Annotated in this window: 19 protein-coding genes; 16 read left to right on the plus strand and 3 right to left on the minus strand. The window is 27.5% G+C overall.

Annotation, left to right across the window (positions count from 1 at the left end):
- Positions 1-2: 2 nt before the first annotated feature.
- The 6 genes from waaA (at position 3) to rimM (ending at position 4530) form a co-directional block, all read left to right on the plus strand.
- A complete protein-coding gene (waaA, locus tag D3Z07_RS12660; protein ID WP_228200552.1) occupies positions 3-1154 on the plus strand; it encodes a lipid IV(A) 3-deoxy-D-manno-octulosonic acid transferase in 1152 nt (383 codons plus the stop codon).
- Complete coding sequence (locus D3Z07_RS12665) at positions 1138-1890, plus strand: pseudouridine synthase family protein (protein WP_122894071.1); 753 nt, start codon at positions 1138-1140, stop codon at positions 1888-1890. The genes waaA and D3Z07_RS12665 overlap by 17 nt, the downstream gene beginning before the upstream one ends.
- Positions 1891-2064: 174 nt before the next feature.
- Complete coding sequence (locus tag D3Z07_RS12670) at positions 2065-3417, plus strand: signal recognition particle protein (RefSeq protein ID WP_076088167.1); 1353 nt, start codon at positions 2065-2067, stop codon at positions 3415-3417.
- 93 nt (positions 3418-3510) lie between these two features.
- On the plus strand, positions 3511-3738 hold the full coding sequence (gene rpsP / locus D3Z07_RS12675; protein ID WP_076088164.1) for a 30S ribosomal protein S16: 228 nt from the start codon (positions 3511-3513) through the stop codon (positions 3736-3738).
- 17 nt (positions 3739-3755) lie between these two features.
- Entirely contained in the window at positions 3756-3995 is a 240-nt protein-coding gene (locus D3Z07_RS12680; protein WP_122894072.1) for a KH domain-containing protein, read from the plus strand.
- Between the two features lie 4 nt (positions 3996-3999).
- A complete protein-coding gene (rimM, locus tag D3Z07_RS12685; RefSeq protein ID WP_122894073.1) occupies positions 4000-4530 on the plus strand; it encodes a ribosome maturation factor RimM in 531 nt (176 codons plus the stop codon).
- Between the two features lie 7 nt (positions 4531-4537).
- Here rimM and D3Z07_RS12690 read toward each other — a convergent pair whose 3' ends face one another.
- The 3 genes from D3Z07_RS12690 to flgG are packed head-to-tail and all read right to left on the minus strand — an operon-like array spanning position 4538 to position 6712.
- Positions 4538-5488 (minus strand): hypothetical protein, encoded by a 951-nt coding sequence (locus D3Z07_RS12690; RefSeq protein WP_122894074.1) that lies wholly within the window; start codon positions 5486-5488, stop codon positions 4538-4540.
- 14 nt (positions 5489-5502) lie between these two features.
- The gene (locus D3Z07_RS12695) at positions 5503-5907 is read right to left on the minus strand and encodes a hypothetical protein (RefSeq protein WP_076088155.1); all 405 of its coding nucleotides are present in this window, start codon (positions 5905-5907) and stop codon (positions 5503-5505) included.
- Positions 5908-5923: 16 nt separating this feature from the next.
- The gene (gene flgG, locus D3Z07_RS12700) at positions 5924-6712 is read right to left on the minus strand and encodes a flagellar basal-body rod protein FlgG (protein ID WP_076088154.1); all 789 of its coding nucleotides are present in this window, start codon (positions 6710-6712) and stop codon (positions 5924-5926) included.
- A 165-nt stretch (positions 6713-6877) separates the two neighbouring features.
- Here flgG and D3Z07_RS12705 point away from each other — a divergent pair, with 165 nt between their 5' ends.
- The 10 genes from D3Z07_RS12705 (at position 6878) to D3Z07_RS12750 (ending at position 15371) form a co-directional block, all read left to right on the plus strand.
- Positions 6878-7249, plus strand: a complete 372-nt coding sequence (locus tag D3Z07_RS12705; RefSeq protein ID WP_122894075.1) for a response regulator — start codon at positions 6878-6880, stop codon at positions 7247-7249.
- Positions 7250-7263: 14 nt separating this feature from the next.
- Entirely contained in the window at positions 7264-8289 is a 1026-nt protein-coding gene (locus D3Z07_RS12710) for a hypothetical protein (RefSeq protein ID WP_122894076.1), read from the plus strand.
- 10 nt (positions 8290-8299) lie between these two features.
- A complete protein-coding gene (locus tag D3Z07_RS12715; RefSeq protein ID WP_076088148.1) occupies positions 8300-9019 on the plus strand; it encodes a flagellar hook-basal body protein in 720 nt (239 codons plus the stop codon).
- Positions 9019-9423 (plus strand): flagellar basal body rod protein FlgB, encoded by a 405-nt coding sequence (gene flgB / locus D3Z07_RS12720; protein ID WP_076088146.1) that lies wholly within the window; start codon positions 9019-9021, stop codon positions 9421-9423. Before D3Z07_RS12715 ends, flgB begins: the two co-directional genes overlap by 1 nt.
- Before the next feature lie 16 nt (positions 9424-9439).
- On the plus strand, positions 9440-11158 hold the full coding sequence (gene fliF, locus D3Z07_RS12725; protein ID WP_122894077.1) for a flagellar basal-body MS-ring/collar protein FliF: 1719 nt from the start codon (positions 9440-9442) through the stop codon (positions 11156-11158).
- Between the two features lie 3 nt (positions 11159-11161).
- The gene (fliG, locus tag D3Z07_RS12730; RefSeq protein WP_076088140.1) at positions 11162-12163 is read left to right on the plus strand and encodes a flagellar motor switch protein FliG; all 1002 of its coding nucleotides are present in this window, start codon (positions 11162-11164) and stop codon (positions 12161-12163) included.
- Positions 12163-12831: a FliH/SctL family protein gene (locus D3Z07_RS12735; RefSeq protein ID WP_076088138.1), complete on the plus strand. Its 669-nt coding sequence runs from the start codon at positions 12163-12165 to the stop codon at positions 12829-12831. The genes fliG and D3Z07_RS12735 overlap by 1 nt, the downstream gene beginning before the upstream one ends.
- Before the next feature lie 90 nt (positions 12832-12921).
- Positions 12922-13209, plus strand: a complete 288-nt coding sequence (locus tag D3Z07_RS12740) for a FliM/FliN family flagellar motor switch protein (protein ID WP_076088136.1) — start codon at positions 12922-12924, stop codon at positions 13207-13209.
- A 9-nt stretch (positions 13210-13218) separates the two neighbouring features.
- On the plus strand, positions 13219-13902 hold the full coding sequence (locus tag D3Z07_RS12745) for a flagellar hook capping FlgD N-terminal domain-containing protein (protein ID WP_076088134.1): 684 nt from the start codon (positions 13219-13221) through the stop codon (positions 13900-13902).
- 8 nt (positions 13903-13910) lie between these two features.
- Positions 13911-15371, plus strand: a complete 1461-nt coding sequence (locus D3Z07_RS12750) for a flagellar hook-basal body complex protein (RefSeq protein ID WP_122894078.1) — start codon at positions 13911-13913, stop codon at positions 15369-15371.
- The last annotated feature ends 31 nt before the right edge of the window (positions 15372-15402 follow it).

A 15402-nucleotide genomic window follows, 5' to 3' on the forward strand; every position in this document is an offset into this window, starting at 1 on the left:
TTTTGAGCCTTTTTAGTATATTTTACTACTTACTTTTAAGTTTTGTATATATACTAGCAATACCTTATTTAATTTTTAAATCTAGAAATCCAAAATACAAAAATGCAATTCCCTCAAAGTTTTTTCTAAAAAATAATCCTTCATTTAAAGAAAATGGTATTTGGTTCCATTCATGTTCTATGGGTGAAACAAAAGCTATAAAACCTTTAATAGATTATTATAAGGATGAGGCAAATGTATCTGTTATTACAAATACAGGATATGAAGAAGCTTTAAAAAGTTCATCAAATGTTAGATATTTGCCTTTTGAGATTTTTTTACCATTTTGGATTAATAAGCAAAAAGTTTTAGTTGTAATGGAAGCTGAATTATGGTTTATGCTTTTTTTAATAGCTAAGAAAAAAGGTGCAAAGACTTTTTTAATAAATGCAAGAATTTCTGATAAATCATATAATTCATATAAAAGATTTTCTTTTCTTTATAAAAGAATATTTAAAAATATTGATAAAGTATTTGCACAAAGTAATTTAGATAAAAAAAGATTAGAAGAACTTGGTGCAAGAAATGTACAAGTAGTTGGAAATATAAAACTAGCGCAAACTCCAAAAGTTACAAAAGTTTTAGAAAAAACTGATGATGTTTTAATAACAGCAGCAAGTACACATAAAAATGAAGAAGAATTAATTTTAAATTCATATAAAAGAAGTTACGGAAAATTAGTAATAGTTCCAAGACATCCTGAAAGATTTTTAGAAGTTGATTTATTAATAAAAGAGTATGTGAAAAATAATTCTTTAACATATCATAAGTATTCGCAACAAGACAACTTTGATTCTGATATAATTCTAGTAGATAAAATGGGTATACTAAATAATATATTTGCAATTTCAGATCTTGTGATTTTAGGTGGAGCATTTGAAAAAATAGGGGGACATAATCCAATTGAACCTGCTTTTTTTAATTGTAAAATAATTAGTGGTAAAAATATATTTAATCAAAAGCCACTTTTTGAATGTATAGAAAATTACTACTTAATAGAAAATGAACAATTAGGTGATTATTTAAATAATATAGATAATTTGAAAAAACCAATTTTAAAAAAAGTTGGTTCAATTGATCCCATAATAAAGGAAATAAATGGCAGCACGAGATAAAGCGTATAAACTATTAGCAATGCAAGAAGGAATTTCTAATTCTAAAGCAAAAGAGTTAATAGATAAAGGACTTGTAAGAGTTGGTGGAAAAAAAGTAATGATTGCACGTGGAGAAATTAGTGCAGATACTAATTTTGTAGTAAAAGATATTGCTCCAATAAAAGTAATTTTCCAAGATAATGATATTTTAGTTGTTGATAAACCTGCATTTTTAACAGCAGATGAAGTTGCAAAAAAATATCCAGATGCAATATTACTTAACAGACTTGATAAAGAAACAAGTGGTGTTATGATGTTTGCAAAAAATGAAGACTTCCAGAAAAAAGCAATTAAAGAGTTTAAACAAAATAAAGTTTACAAAGAATATGTTGCAATTGTTGAAGGTAAAGTAATTGATGAAATTGAAATTGATAAACCAATTCTTACAACAAAAGATAGAGGAAGTGCTAAATCTAAAATTGATGCTAAAAAAGGTAAACCAGCTAAATCAACTGTTTACCCAATGCTAGTAGAAGGTAACAAATCTAAAATTAAGATTGTTATTGAATCTGGGCGAACACATCAAATTAGAGTACATTTAAATTCTGTTGGATTACCAATTATTGGTGATGGAATTTATGGAAGAACTGCTTCAAATGTTACTAGAGTTTTATTACATTCAAAAATCACAAAAATATTCGATTATGAATTTGAAGCAAAAGAACCAAGAGAATTCAAAGTATATGAGTTTAATTAAAATTTAAGCTAAAAACTAATTGTTTAATTTCAAGAATTCCTATAATTAGGGCTTCTTGAAAAACTAAAAAACATTGTAAACTAAAATAAATCTTAAATATTACATATTTAAACTCTTCTGAAGTATAAAAAAAGTATAATCCTCAAAATTTAAAAAAATCTAGGAGTTTTTGCTTTGTTTGATTCAATAACCGGTTCGATAAAAAATGCTGTTAATAAAATAAGACATAAAGATGATGTTGCTTCATTAAAAAAAGCAATTGTTGAATTAAAAAAATCTTTATTAAAAGCAGATGTTCATCATAAAACTACAAAAGAATTAATAACTGCAATTGAACTTGAAACAAAAAGAGTTGGTATTGGACAAGATTCATTTATCAATGCATTAAAACTTGAATTAACAAAAGTATTAACTACTGAAGGTAATCAAGGTTTTGTTTATTCAAATACACCTCCTACAACGATTTTAATGACAGGACTACAAGGTTCTGGTAAAACTACAACTACTGGTAAATTAGCTAACTATTTAAAACAAAGAAATAAAAAAGTATTAGTAGCAGCTGGCGATTTACAAAGACTTGCAGCCGTTGAGCAATTAAAACAAATTGCAGCTCAAGTTGAAGTTGATATTTATTTTGATGACAATCAAACAGATCCAATAGCAATTGCAAAAGCAGCTCAAGAAAAAGCTATAAAAGAACACTATGATGTTTTATTAGTTGATACTGCTGGTCGTTTAGCAATTGATGAAGAATTAATGACTCAATTAAAAAATGTTAGGGACGCAATTAAAGTAGATGAAATTTTCTATGTTGCAGACTCATTAACAGGTCACGATGCTACTAAAACAGCAAGTTCGTTTAAAGAACAAATTGGTATTGATGGTGTTATTCTTTCAAAATACGATGGAGATACTAAAGGTGGAGTTGCTTTATCTATTGCTTCTCAAGTTGGTGTTCCTTTAAGATTTATTGGTATTGGTGAGAAAATGCCAGACCTTGAAGTATTTATTCCTGATAGAATTGTTTCTAGATTATTAGGTCTTGGTGATATTGAAGGACTTGCTGAAAAAACATCTGCTGTAATTGATGAGAAAAAAGCAAAAGCTGTTGCTAAAAAGATTAAAAAAGGTGAATTCAACTTTAATGATTTCTTAGATCAATTAGCAATGATGAGTAAATTAGGTTCAATGAAATCTATTATTGGAATGATTCCTGGTCTTTCACAAATGGCTGGACCTTTAAAAGATATGGATTTTGAAAACTCTGATGAGATTAAAAGAATAAAAGCTTTAATTGGTTCTATGACAGAAAAAGAAAGACTTCAACCATCTTTAATAAATCCAAGTAGAAAGAAAAGAATTGCAAAAGGTTCAGGACTTTCAGAAGTTCAAATTAATAAAATTTTAAAGCAATTTAAAAATGCTTCAAAAATGGCAAAGAAATTATCATCTAAAGGTGGTATGAAAGGCCTACAAAATATGATGTCTCAAATGGGACCTGGTGGAATGCCTAACTTACCAAGATAGATAAAAACAAATAGTGTTGAGCTGTGAACTTTATTTTTATAAGAGTTTAGATCTCAATACTATAATAAAAGTATAAAACAAAAGGAAAAAAACATGACAGTAATTAGATTAACAAGAATGGGAAGAAACAAGAAACCATTTTACAGAATCGTTGTAACAGACTCAAGAAAAAGAAGAGATTCAGGTTGGATTGAATCAATTGGTTACTTTAACCCAGTAGCAGAACCAAAAGTATTAAAAATTGACCAAGAAAGATATGATTACTGGTTAAGCGTTGGTGCTAAACCTTCTGAAAAAGTAGCTAAATTAGCTGCAAAATAATTAGTTGATTAACTGCTATGATTACAGAATTTATTGAAAACTATGCAAAACTAATTGTTAGTGTACCTGAAGATGTAAGAGTTACTATTGAGTCAATTGATGATACCTTTGCTGAAATTACGGTTGAAGCAAATAGCTCTGATATTGGTAAACTTATTGGTAAAAATGGTAACATGATTAATGCTTTAAAAACTATGGCAAATGGTTGTAAAGCTAAAGATGGTATATCTTACAAGATTCAAGTAGTGGCAAAGTAAATAAATGAATAATGATGTATATGTAGCAAAATTAGGAAAAACTGTAGGACTAAAGGGGCATTTAAAGCTTCATATAGACTCAGATTTTCCTGAACAATTTAAAAAAAATGCAATCTTTATAACAAATAGAAAAATTCAATTAAAAGTTGTAGAATACAACTCTAATAGAGAAACTGTTTTATTTGAAAATTATGAAGATATAGATTTAGCTAAAAAACTTATAAATCAAGAACTTTTTGCATCAACACAACAAACTAGAGAAAACTGTGATTTAGATAAGAATGAATTCTTTTGGTTTGACTTAATTGACTGTAAAGTTTATGAAAATGATTTATTACTAGGACAAGTAAAAGATATTCATAGATATCCTATTAGTGATTATCTTGAAATAACTACATCTTCTTTGTTAGTTGAAAAAGAATTACCTAAAACTTTTTTGCTACCACATTTATTTGAACAATATATTTTAAGTGTTGATATTGATAAAAAAGAAATTAAAGTTAAAGACGCTTATGCAATTTTAGAAAACTCATAGAGTTTTCCTAATAATTACATCTTTTATCAAACTCTTCTTTTGTTAATTCTACCTCATAAGAATTAACTATTCCATTTTCTTGTAATCTTTTATAAATTTCATTTCTATAATTACTATCTGTAAAAGGACCATAGTAAATCTCAATTCTATTTAAATCATCTCTACAAAGCCTTATGTCACTGTAAATTGATGTAACCTTATCTAAATATGATTTTAATAACTCACCTTTTATTTTTGCAACATTAATTAGTGAAACAAATTTGATTTCTTCTATTATAGGTTTTTGAATTATCTCTTCATCTTTAATAGCTTCTTCTTGAACAATGAATTCTTTTTCTCTCTCCATAGTTTCTTTGTTTTCTATCATCTCTTTTCGTAAGGCAATAGCTTCATTTTTTAATAATTCAAGCTCGGCTTTTTGTTTCTCTAATTCAAGTTTTTTATTCTCTAATAATTCTTTTTCTTTTGAAAGATTTTCTTCTTCAAGAAGTAAAGCTTCTTGCTTTTTCTTTTCTTCTGCTTCTTTAATCTTTTTTTCTTCTAGTTCTTTCTCTCTTCTATTATTCTCTTCCTCTTCAACTAAATTCTTATTAGTTAATTGAAGGAGTTGTCTATTTAGTTTCTTTGAGTTTATATCTTTGATATTAAAGGTATTCTTTTCTTCAATTATTTTTTCTTTAACTACTTCATCTTTCTTTTCTTTCATTTCTTCTTCTGGATCAAAAAAGCCAATAAAATATAGCACTACTCCTGCTAGTAATATTAAAACTAAAAATCCAACTACTGAAAATAGAATTTTATTTAGAATAGGTACTTGTTTTTGTTTTGTAGATTCTTTTTTCGAGTTATCATCATTTTGAACTTCTTGAGTTTCTGTTTCATCAGGAGAATCATTTTCTACATCTTGATTGTTTGATGTCTCTTTTTCAAGTTCTTCTTTATTTTGTTCTTCTGCCATGATTTACTCTTTTTTTAGGATTTTCTTTTTTCTTTTTGTTTTGCTAATATTTTTTCTTTATTTTTTTTGTAATAGTCTCTTCTATATTGTTTAAGCTCTTCTTTTTTCTTTTCTCTATACTCTTTATCATATTCTAATCGTTGTTTTTTATTTTCAGAATAATATTCTTTTTTCTTTTTTTTATATTCATTAATTTTCTTTACAATTAATTCTTTTCTATCATCTATGTGAGCTTTTTGAGCTTTTGCAATTTCTTTTATTTTACTTGAAAAGTTTTTATTATTTAGCTCTTCTTCATAATTAATTTCTTTTCTTGGAGCTTTCTTCGCAACTTTATTTTTTAAATAATATTCTTTTTTCTTTTTTTTATGTGCTATAAAATTTTTTGCTCGAATTTTTTTTAATTCTTCTAAATCCATTTAACTAGTTATTTACCTAACTTTTTAATCTATTTACAGTATCCAACATACTATCTGTAGTAGTTATTGCTTTTGAATTAGCTTCGTAAGCTCTTTGTGCTGTAATTAAATCTACCATTTCGTTTACTAATGCAACATTCGATAACTCAATCATTCCTTGTCTTAAGCTACCAAGTTGATCTGTTGTTGGGTTTCCAGTTTGTACTGCACCTGAAGCATCTGTCTCCATATATATTGATTCGCCTTGTGGAGATAGGCCTGATGGATTAATAAAATCAGCAATTTCAATTTGACCTAATTCTTCAGATAAACCAGTTGTTGAATTTGTAGCTGAAACAATTCCATCTGTTCCAATTGTTACATCTGTTACTGTTTCAGGGACAACTATTTGTGGAGATAATTCGTATCCATTACCATTAACAATTGTTCCTTCTGAATTTAATTTAAATGCACCATTTCTTGTATAACCTGTTTCCCCACTTGGAAGTGTTATTTGAAAGAATCCATTTCCTTCAATTGCTAAATCAAGAGTATTTGAAGTAAGTTTCAAATCTCCTTCTGTAAAGTTTTTCTGAATTCCCGAAATTCTTACTCCTAAACCTGTATCAATACCTGTAGGGTTTCTTGTTGTAAGTGAAGTTTGACCTGCTGTGTAGTTTAGTGTCTCATACATTAAGTCTTGGAATTCTGCTCTATCTTGTTTAAAACCTGTAGTGTTTACATTCGCAATATTATTTGATGTTACATCAATTTGGTGTTGCATAGAATTCATACCAGTTGCTGCTGTGTAAAGTCCTCTAATCATAGTTTTTCCTTAAGAGTATTATATATTATATTATTATATTTTAACAACAATTAAAATTAGATAAATTAGAAAAGTTATTTTTCATCTTATTAAGTGAAAATTTAAAACAAATCATATATAATAGATGATATTTTAAAATTATATTAAATAATAAAGGGTTAAGAAATGAAAATTCTTATAGTTGATGACAGTTCTACAATGAGAAGAATAATCGGAAATGTAGTCATGCAATTAGGTTTTAAAAAAGAAGAATTTGATGAAGCAGAAGATGGTGTAAAAGCTTGGAAACTTCTTGAAGAATCTCAATATGATGTAATTTTGACAGATTGGAATATGCCAAATATGAATGGTTTAGAACTTGTTCAAAAAACAAGATCTGGTGGTGCTCATATGAAAACACCAATTATTATGATTACTACTGAAGGTGGTAAAGGGGAAGTTATAACAGCGCTTAAAGCAGGTGTTAATAACTATATAGTTAAGCCTTTTAATGCAGAAATTTTAAAAGAAAAGCTTGATGGAGTATTAAAAAAATAACATAAGGTTTTATTATGAGTATGAGTCAAGAAGAAATTGAAGCTTTAATGAACGGTCTAGATATAGTTGATGATGATGCTTCAAGTGCTAAAGATGATGTTCCTTCTAAAGAGGAAAATGTAAGTGTTAATACTGATGAAATCGAAGAATTAATTTCACAAAATGATGAAGTTAGTGCAGCTGATGAAAATGATAAAGAAGTTATTGAAGAAATTGAAGAGCCTTCATCCACTGAAGTTGTAAGTAGTGATGATGTTGATACTTTAATAAAAGATCTTGAACTTGAAAAAGAAAATACTGATGAAGTTGAGAGTAAAATTGATCCTTTAGATGATATGGATTTAGACCCAATTATTAACAATGATATTACAACTGATAGTTTTGATGATATTTCTGCTGATGAAGAAGGAATAGTTGAATCTACAAGTAAAATAAGTGATGACAAAATTCAAGAAAATGATAATAAAGATGAAATCGGTAAAGACTGGGCTGATTCTAAAATTAATGAAGGTGTCTTCCCTTTACCTGCTGATAGTAATACAAAAGTAGTTAATCAATTAACTCAAGTTGCAAATGATTCTGAAGAAAAAGTATCTCAAATATTTGATGTTTTAAGTTTAACTTTAGATAATAATACTGAAATTAGAAATAAGATTGAAGGTTTTGATAAATATATTAATTCTGAATTAGAATTGCTAAATTCATTAAGTGCAAAATTTCCGAATATTGAAATATTTAACACGCAAAAAGAGTTATCTAATTTAATGAAAAAAGATATCAGTGAAATATCAAATATTGTTAATTCTGAAGATATGAAAATCTTTGAAGCTATGGAATTAATGCAGTTTAATGATATTAATAGACAAAAGATTGAAAGAGTAATGTCTGTAATTAGAAAACTCTCTTCATACTTAAATAATCTTTTTGAAGATGATGGTACTTCACAAGAAATTTCTGTTGCAAAGCATATTCATGGTGATAAAGATCATGATTTAATTGGTGATGATTTAGATAAATTAATAGATGAATTTAAAAAATAAAAGGTAAATTATGAATCAAGGTACATATCCATTAGCTGCATCAATGATTAATCAATTTAATCGTTTGGATCAAATAAGTAATAATTTAGCAAATGTTAATACAAATGGTTTTAAACAAGATGGACTAACTGAGACTACCTTTAATCATTATTTACAAAGAGCTCAAAATGAAGGTTTTACTCCAAGTAAAATAAATACAGTTACTAATAATATACCAAAAATTGATGCAAAATTTATTGATGGTGAAGTTGGACCAATTGCAACTACTGGAAATAAACTAGATTTTGCACTAGAACAAGCTGATACATTTTTTAAATTACAAGATAGTAATGGTGATATCGTTTATACAAGAGATGGAGCATTTAAAAATTCAGATGGTTTTCTTGTTGATTCTAATGGAAATAATATACTTAATACAGACAATGCACCTATTGAAATTGATGACGATGTAAGAGCTCAAATTGGGGTAACTCAAATTCCTTTTTCTAATTTGGAAAAAGTTGGGAATAACAGTTTTAAGCTAAAAGATGAAAATGAAATTGCTCTTTTTGATAATAATGATGGTTTAATAATAGAAGGTGCAATTGAAAAATCAAATGTAAACTCAGTAACTGCTATGGTTGAATTAATAGATGCACATAGAAGGTTTGATCAATCTCAAAAAGCAATTAAAACAATTGATGAAATTAATGGAACTGTAATTGAAAAAATAGGGAGTAATACTAAATAATGGAAGCTAGTAATATTACAAGTACACTTTTTAATAATCTAAATTTTAGAGCGCAAAGACAAAATGTAATTTCAAGTAATATTGCAAATATTAATACTCCAGATTATAAAACAAAAGATGTAACATTTGAAAATGAATTAAAAAAAGCTCAACAACCAATTTTAAAATTAGCTCAAACTAATGGAAACCACCTTTCAAGTATTAATTCTAATTTAAATGTGTCTAAACCTTCTTTAATTGAAGTTCAAGGTTTAGAAGAACAAAATGACGGTAATAATGTAAATTTAGATGCTCAGATGAGCGAAATGTCGAAAAATAAAGTACTGTTTGATGCAGTGCAAACAGCAATTAAAAAAGATTCTTCATTATTTAGATCAGTAATTGAATCATCTGCTAAAAACTAATTAGGATAAGTAATATATGGATCAACTCTTAAAATTTGTAAATAATTTAAATGCTGCACAAAGAGCTGTAATAATTGGAGGATTTTCATTATTATTTGTTCTTTTAATTGGATTATTAGTTTATTCAAACATAAAAGCAGAAGATAAAAAATTAAATTATACAATTGCTTCAAACCTAACAAAATCACAAGTTATGCTAGCAAGTGATGAACTTGAAGCTTCTGGAATTGAATTTTCAGTAATTGGAAGTGGAAATAACCTTACTTTAAAAACGTCAAAAGAGTTTATAAATATTGCAAAAATAAAACTTGTAACAAGTGAAGCTTCAACTTCAAAACACGTTGGTTGGGAAATATTTGAGAAATCTTCTTTAGGTACTACAAATTTTGAAAATAAAGTTAAATATTTAAGAGCTTTAGAAGGTGAACTTTCTCGTTCTTTAGAATCTTTATCAGCTGTTTTGCGTGCAAGTGTAAAAATTGCAATTCCAAAAGATACGATATTTACTGAAAGAAAAGCTGATACAACTGCTTCTGCTGTTTTGTCATTAAAACCTGGAGTTTTTTTAACACAAAAACAGATTGATGGAATCAAAAATTTTATAGCTTCTGCAGTTACAAACTTAAAACAAGAAAATATAAAATTAATTGATCAAGATGGTTCTTTATTACAAAAATCCTCAGATGATATGGATAATATTAAATCATTAAATCAAAATAAATATAAAGATAAAATTGAAAAAGATTACGAAAAAAAGATTGTAGCATTACTAGAACCTTTTGTTGGACTTGGAAGAGTAGTTGCAAGAGTTAATGTTGATTTAGATTTTATTAAAAAGAATATTGAAGAAGAAATATATGATCCAGAAGGAACAATTAGAGCACAGCAAGTAATAGAAAACACTTCAAGCTCTCAAGGTACAGTTGGAAATACTGGTGGAACAGCTGGAGTTGATAATAATATTCAAGAACCAGGTGGAGCTGGTGGCGGTGGAGCTAGTAATTCTGCTAGTGAAGGTACTAACACAGTTACAAATTATGAAATATCAAAAAAGATAATTAAACAAAAAGATAATAACTATTCAAAAATAAATAGAATCAGTGCTGCTGTTACTTTTGATTCTAGTGTTTTAAAAGATGAGGAAAACAAAGAAGAATTTCTAGCATCTATTACATCAATAGTTGAAGATACAATTGGCTATGAATTAAAAAGAGGCGATAAAATTACTGTAAAAGATTTTAAATTTATTGGAGTTAAAGCCTTAGGTGAGACTGCTCAACAATTAGATGAAAACGGTAACGTAATTAGTGTAGATTCAAATAGTCCAGTTGATACTATAACAATGGTTAAATCACTGCTAAGAGAATTTAGCGAATATATACAATATTTAATTGCAGCTATTTTATTATTTGTATTTTATAAAAAATTTATTGTAAATCATGAAGTTGTAGTTTTAGGTGATTCAAATATAGCGGATAAAAGTAATGAAAAAAGTGATAGCCTTGATGATTATGATGACAACTTTGATTTAGACTCTGCACAAGGTAGATTAAAATCAAAAGTTAAAAGTCAAATCATAAATAATATTGATGGTTTGGATGAAGAACTAGCCGCAAAATATGAGGTGTTTATAGAAGAATTAGATAAAGAGATTAATAACAACCCTGAAGAAATTGCAAGAATGATTGAATTACTTCTTTCTGAAGGTGATCAGAATTTCAAGAAAGGAAAATAGACAATGGCTGAAGAGAATGATTTACTAAAAGGTATGTCAATGATGGGAAAAGTAGCCAGATTTTTTGTTTTAATTGGTGAAGAATCAACTGTTAAAATTTTCCAACATTTACCAAAAGAAATGGTAGAAGAAATTTCTACAGCAATAACTCAAATTTCATCAATTGATAAAGATATATCTTTAGCAATTTTAGAAGAATTCCATTTATATACTAGATCAAAAAGTTTTATTAGTTCTGGTGGTTATGATTTTGCTAGAGATATTTTATATAAATCTTTAGGTAAAGGTGAGGCAGATGAAGTACTAGCAAAACTTTCTCGAATGAAATTAGCTTCACAATCTTTTTCTTATTTAGATGCGATTAATCCTAAGCAATTATCAGATTTTATAAAAGATGAATCTCCTCATACGATTGCAGTTATCTTATCTCATATGGATTCTTCTAAATCAGCTGATGTTTTAATGCAATTAGAAGAAGAAACAAGAGTAAAAGTTACAATGCAAATGGCTACAATAAAAGATGTATCGCCAGATGTTGTAAGAACTATTTCTGTTGTTTTAGAGAAGAAACTTGAATCACTTCTTTCTTCAATTGTTGATGTAGGTGGAGTAAAAGTTGTTGCAGATATGTTGAATAAACTAGGACCAAAATCTCAAGACATTCTAAAAAATATTAATGGTATTGATACTACTTTAGCAACTAAGATAAAAGAAAATATGTTCGTATTTGAAGATTTATTAAATCTTGATGCTGAATATGTAATGAAGATTTTACAAAATGTTGATACTGGTGATGTTGCAATAGCAATGAAAAATGCACCAGAAGAAGATTTAGAAAAAATTACTGGTGCAATGTCTCAAAGAGCAAGAGATAGATTCTTAGAGGAATTTGAGATGCTTAATAAAGTTAAAATAAAAGATATAGAAAACTCACAAAGAAAAATGCTTGATGTTGCACAGAAAATGATTGAAGACGGTGTAATTGATAGAGATATGGATGAATAATGGCTAGTAATAATGTATATTCAAATGCAAAAGTTGTAAATAATAATACTAATGATAAAGTTGAAAAATATGAATTAGGTACATTTATAAATAATAATACTTCTAATAATCAACTATCAAATTCAAATGCTGTTTTAGATGATAGAGAAATAAATGGAAAAGTAGACCCTTTACTTACTGAAGTGCGTAATTTAAGTAATCAACTATCAGTACTTACAAATAAAGTTACAAATATTGAAAATGATGGAATATCAGGAAAAGATATTGATGCTCAAGTTGTTCAAGCTATAAAAGATTTAAAACATTATGCTGCTTTTTTTGAGCAAGCAACTTTTCAAATGGAAGCTAAGCTTTTAAAAACATCTATTTCAATTGCTCAAAAAATAATTAGTATTGAAGTTGGTGAAAACTCTGCTAATATGGCAAAACAAACAATTACACATTTATTAGAAAAAATAAAAACTGCATCAAAAGTTCAAATTCATTTAAATCCTAAAGATTATGAAATATTAAAAGATCAGCTAAATTTAGAGAAATTTATTGAACTTCGTCAAGATGCAAATGTTTCTGCAGGTGGAGTTGTAATTGCAAGTGATTTAGGAAATTTTGATGGAAATATAGAAGCAAAAGTTGCTTCGATGCTTGAAACTCTTGATATAGTTATTTAAAAAATAACTATATTATCTTACATAAAGAAATACAATTCCTTCACAATTATGATATACTATATTAAAATAATTTATTTAAAAGTGTAAAGTATGGAAATTAGCGAAAGAGATTATGATATATTAGTTGACACAGAAATTGTTGTTGACGTGATGTTAGGTAATTCAGATATCAGTATAGCTGAGTTTTTAAAACTCAGTACTGGTGATATAATTTCCTTAAGTAAAACTGCTGGTTCTGGTGGAGATATATATGTAAATTCACGAATTGTAGGAACTGGCGACATAATTGTAATTGAAGATAAACTTGCAGTAAGAGTTCAAGATGCAATGGATTCAGATAATGTTGTAAGATATTTCTTCGAAGAAAATATGAAATAGGAGTTTAAAATGGCTACAGATATAGCAGTAAGTTCAAGTACAGGATTAGATGGTAATTCATATACTACTTCAGTAAGTAATGATGAATTAACAAATGATGATTTTTTAACATTAATGATTACAGAATTAAAGTTACAAGATCCAACATCTCCAACTGATTCAGCACAAATGCTTCAAACACAAATGCAAATGTCAACTATTAGTACTAACCAAGAAATGGTTACAGCTATGCAATCATTACAACAATCTTTCTCTCAAACTGCACTTACTAATGCATCTAATGTAATTGGTAAAAATATTGAAGATGGTAATATTAGTGACACTGGTATTAATAAGGCTTATACAGTAACATCAGTTGAAAGTGTTGATGGAGTTGTTCAAGTTAGAGCTCAAGAAATACTTTATCTTGAAAGCAAAATTAAGTTAACTGACCCAGATGATAGTAGTAATGATATTTTACTAGATTACAATACAAGTGGTGAAATCATTGATGCAAATGGTGATAAAACTGGTTATAAAGTTGCTTTAAATAGCCCTGGTGATCCAATTGTTCAAGATGATTCATTGGTTATTTTAGATTCGAGTAATGAGATAGTTTCTGATCATAATTATGCATTAGCAGGACTTAGTTCTACAGTGTATTCTGATGAATTTACAGATATACCTTTTTCTCAAATAACTAAGATTTTTTAGGATTTAAAATGATTGGTGGACTTTGGAATGGATTATCAGGATTAAGCTCTTTTGAAAAAGCATTAAATGTAGAATCTAATAATATTACAAATGTTAATACAGTTGCTTATAAATCTGATGATATAAAATTTGAAGATTTAATGTATCAACAAGGTTATGGAAAAGGTTCAAGTGTTCAAACAGTTGATAAGAATGTTACACAAGGTTCATTAAATTTAACTGGAAATAATTATGATATTGGAATTGATGGTAAAGGTTACTTTATCGTAGCCAATAGAACTGATGGTGATATATCATATACAAGAGCTGGTAATTTTCAAATGGCTTCTGATGGATTATTACAAACAGCAAATGGAGAAAAAGTTTTAGGATTAACTCCTCAAACAAATACTGTTATAAGTTCTGATATTAATGAACAAGTTTTTACAAGTGATTACAATAACTTTATTGCTAGTCAATCAGTAAGTACTGATGCTTTTACTAAATCAATTAATGCAAAAGCTACAAATTATTTAGAAAGCGCAACATCTAGTGGTATTTCAGGAAGTGGATATAAAAGTGCAGATGCAAAGGTTTCTGATATTGACGCATTAATAAGCAATTATAGTGAAAGTTTGTCAACTTATTCATTATCACCTTATGCTACGTCTATAAGTTCTACTTCACAAATATCTAATGTTGATTATTCTGCTTTAACATCAAATTTAGTAGATGAAAACGATTCAATCAGTATTTTTGTTAATAATTCAAAAATATCACAGCAGTTTGATACAAATATCGAGACTACATTAAATAACTTTTCAGATCAAATATCAAATATTAAAGGCTTAACTTCTGCTATTGATACTACAAGTGGTATTCTCGAGATTACATCTTTAATACCAGGGAAAAGTATTTCCTTAGCAGATGCTTCTGTAAATGACAATTATACTTCGATTACTGATACTCAAATAGCAAGTACAGGTTCTGGTCAAGGCTTAGTTGATAGTTCACGGACTGCTTTACAAACTGCACTTGAAGCAGCAGATGCAAAATTAATTGATATAACTAGTACTATTTCTTTAATTGATGAAAATGCATTAAATGTTAATGAAATACAAATGCAATTAGGTAACTTAAATTTAGTTGAAAACTCTTTTGGTACAACTGTTATTGAAGACGGAAATATATATTTAAAAGATGGGAATAATAGTTTTTTAGTTGGAAAACTTGAAACAGCTGCTTTTAGTAATGAACAAGGTTTAATCGCTCAAGGAGATAATTTATATAAATCTTCTGAAGATTCAGGAGATGCTATTTATGCTGGAAACATGAATGAATTAGTATCTAGTTCTTTAGAATTAAGTAATGCAAGTGTTAGTACTTCACTTACTAGTTTATTGGTCTATCAAAGAGCATATGAAGCTAATTCAAAATCAATTACAACTTCAGATGAAATGTTAAGTACAGCTATGGATTTAGTTAAATAGCTGTGTTTACATATTAGTATTTGGATTCAAA

It is taken from the genome of Arcobacter peruensis, assembly GCF_003711085.1.
Taxonomy (GTDB): domain Bacteria; phylum Campylobacterota; class Campylobacteria; order Campylobacterales; family Arcobacteraceae; genus Poseidonibacter; species Poseidonibacter parvus.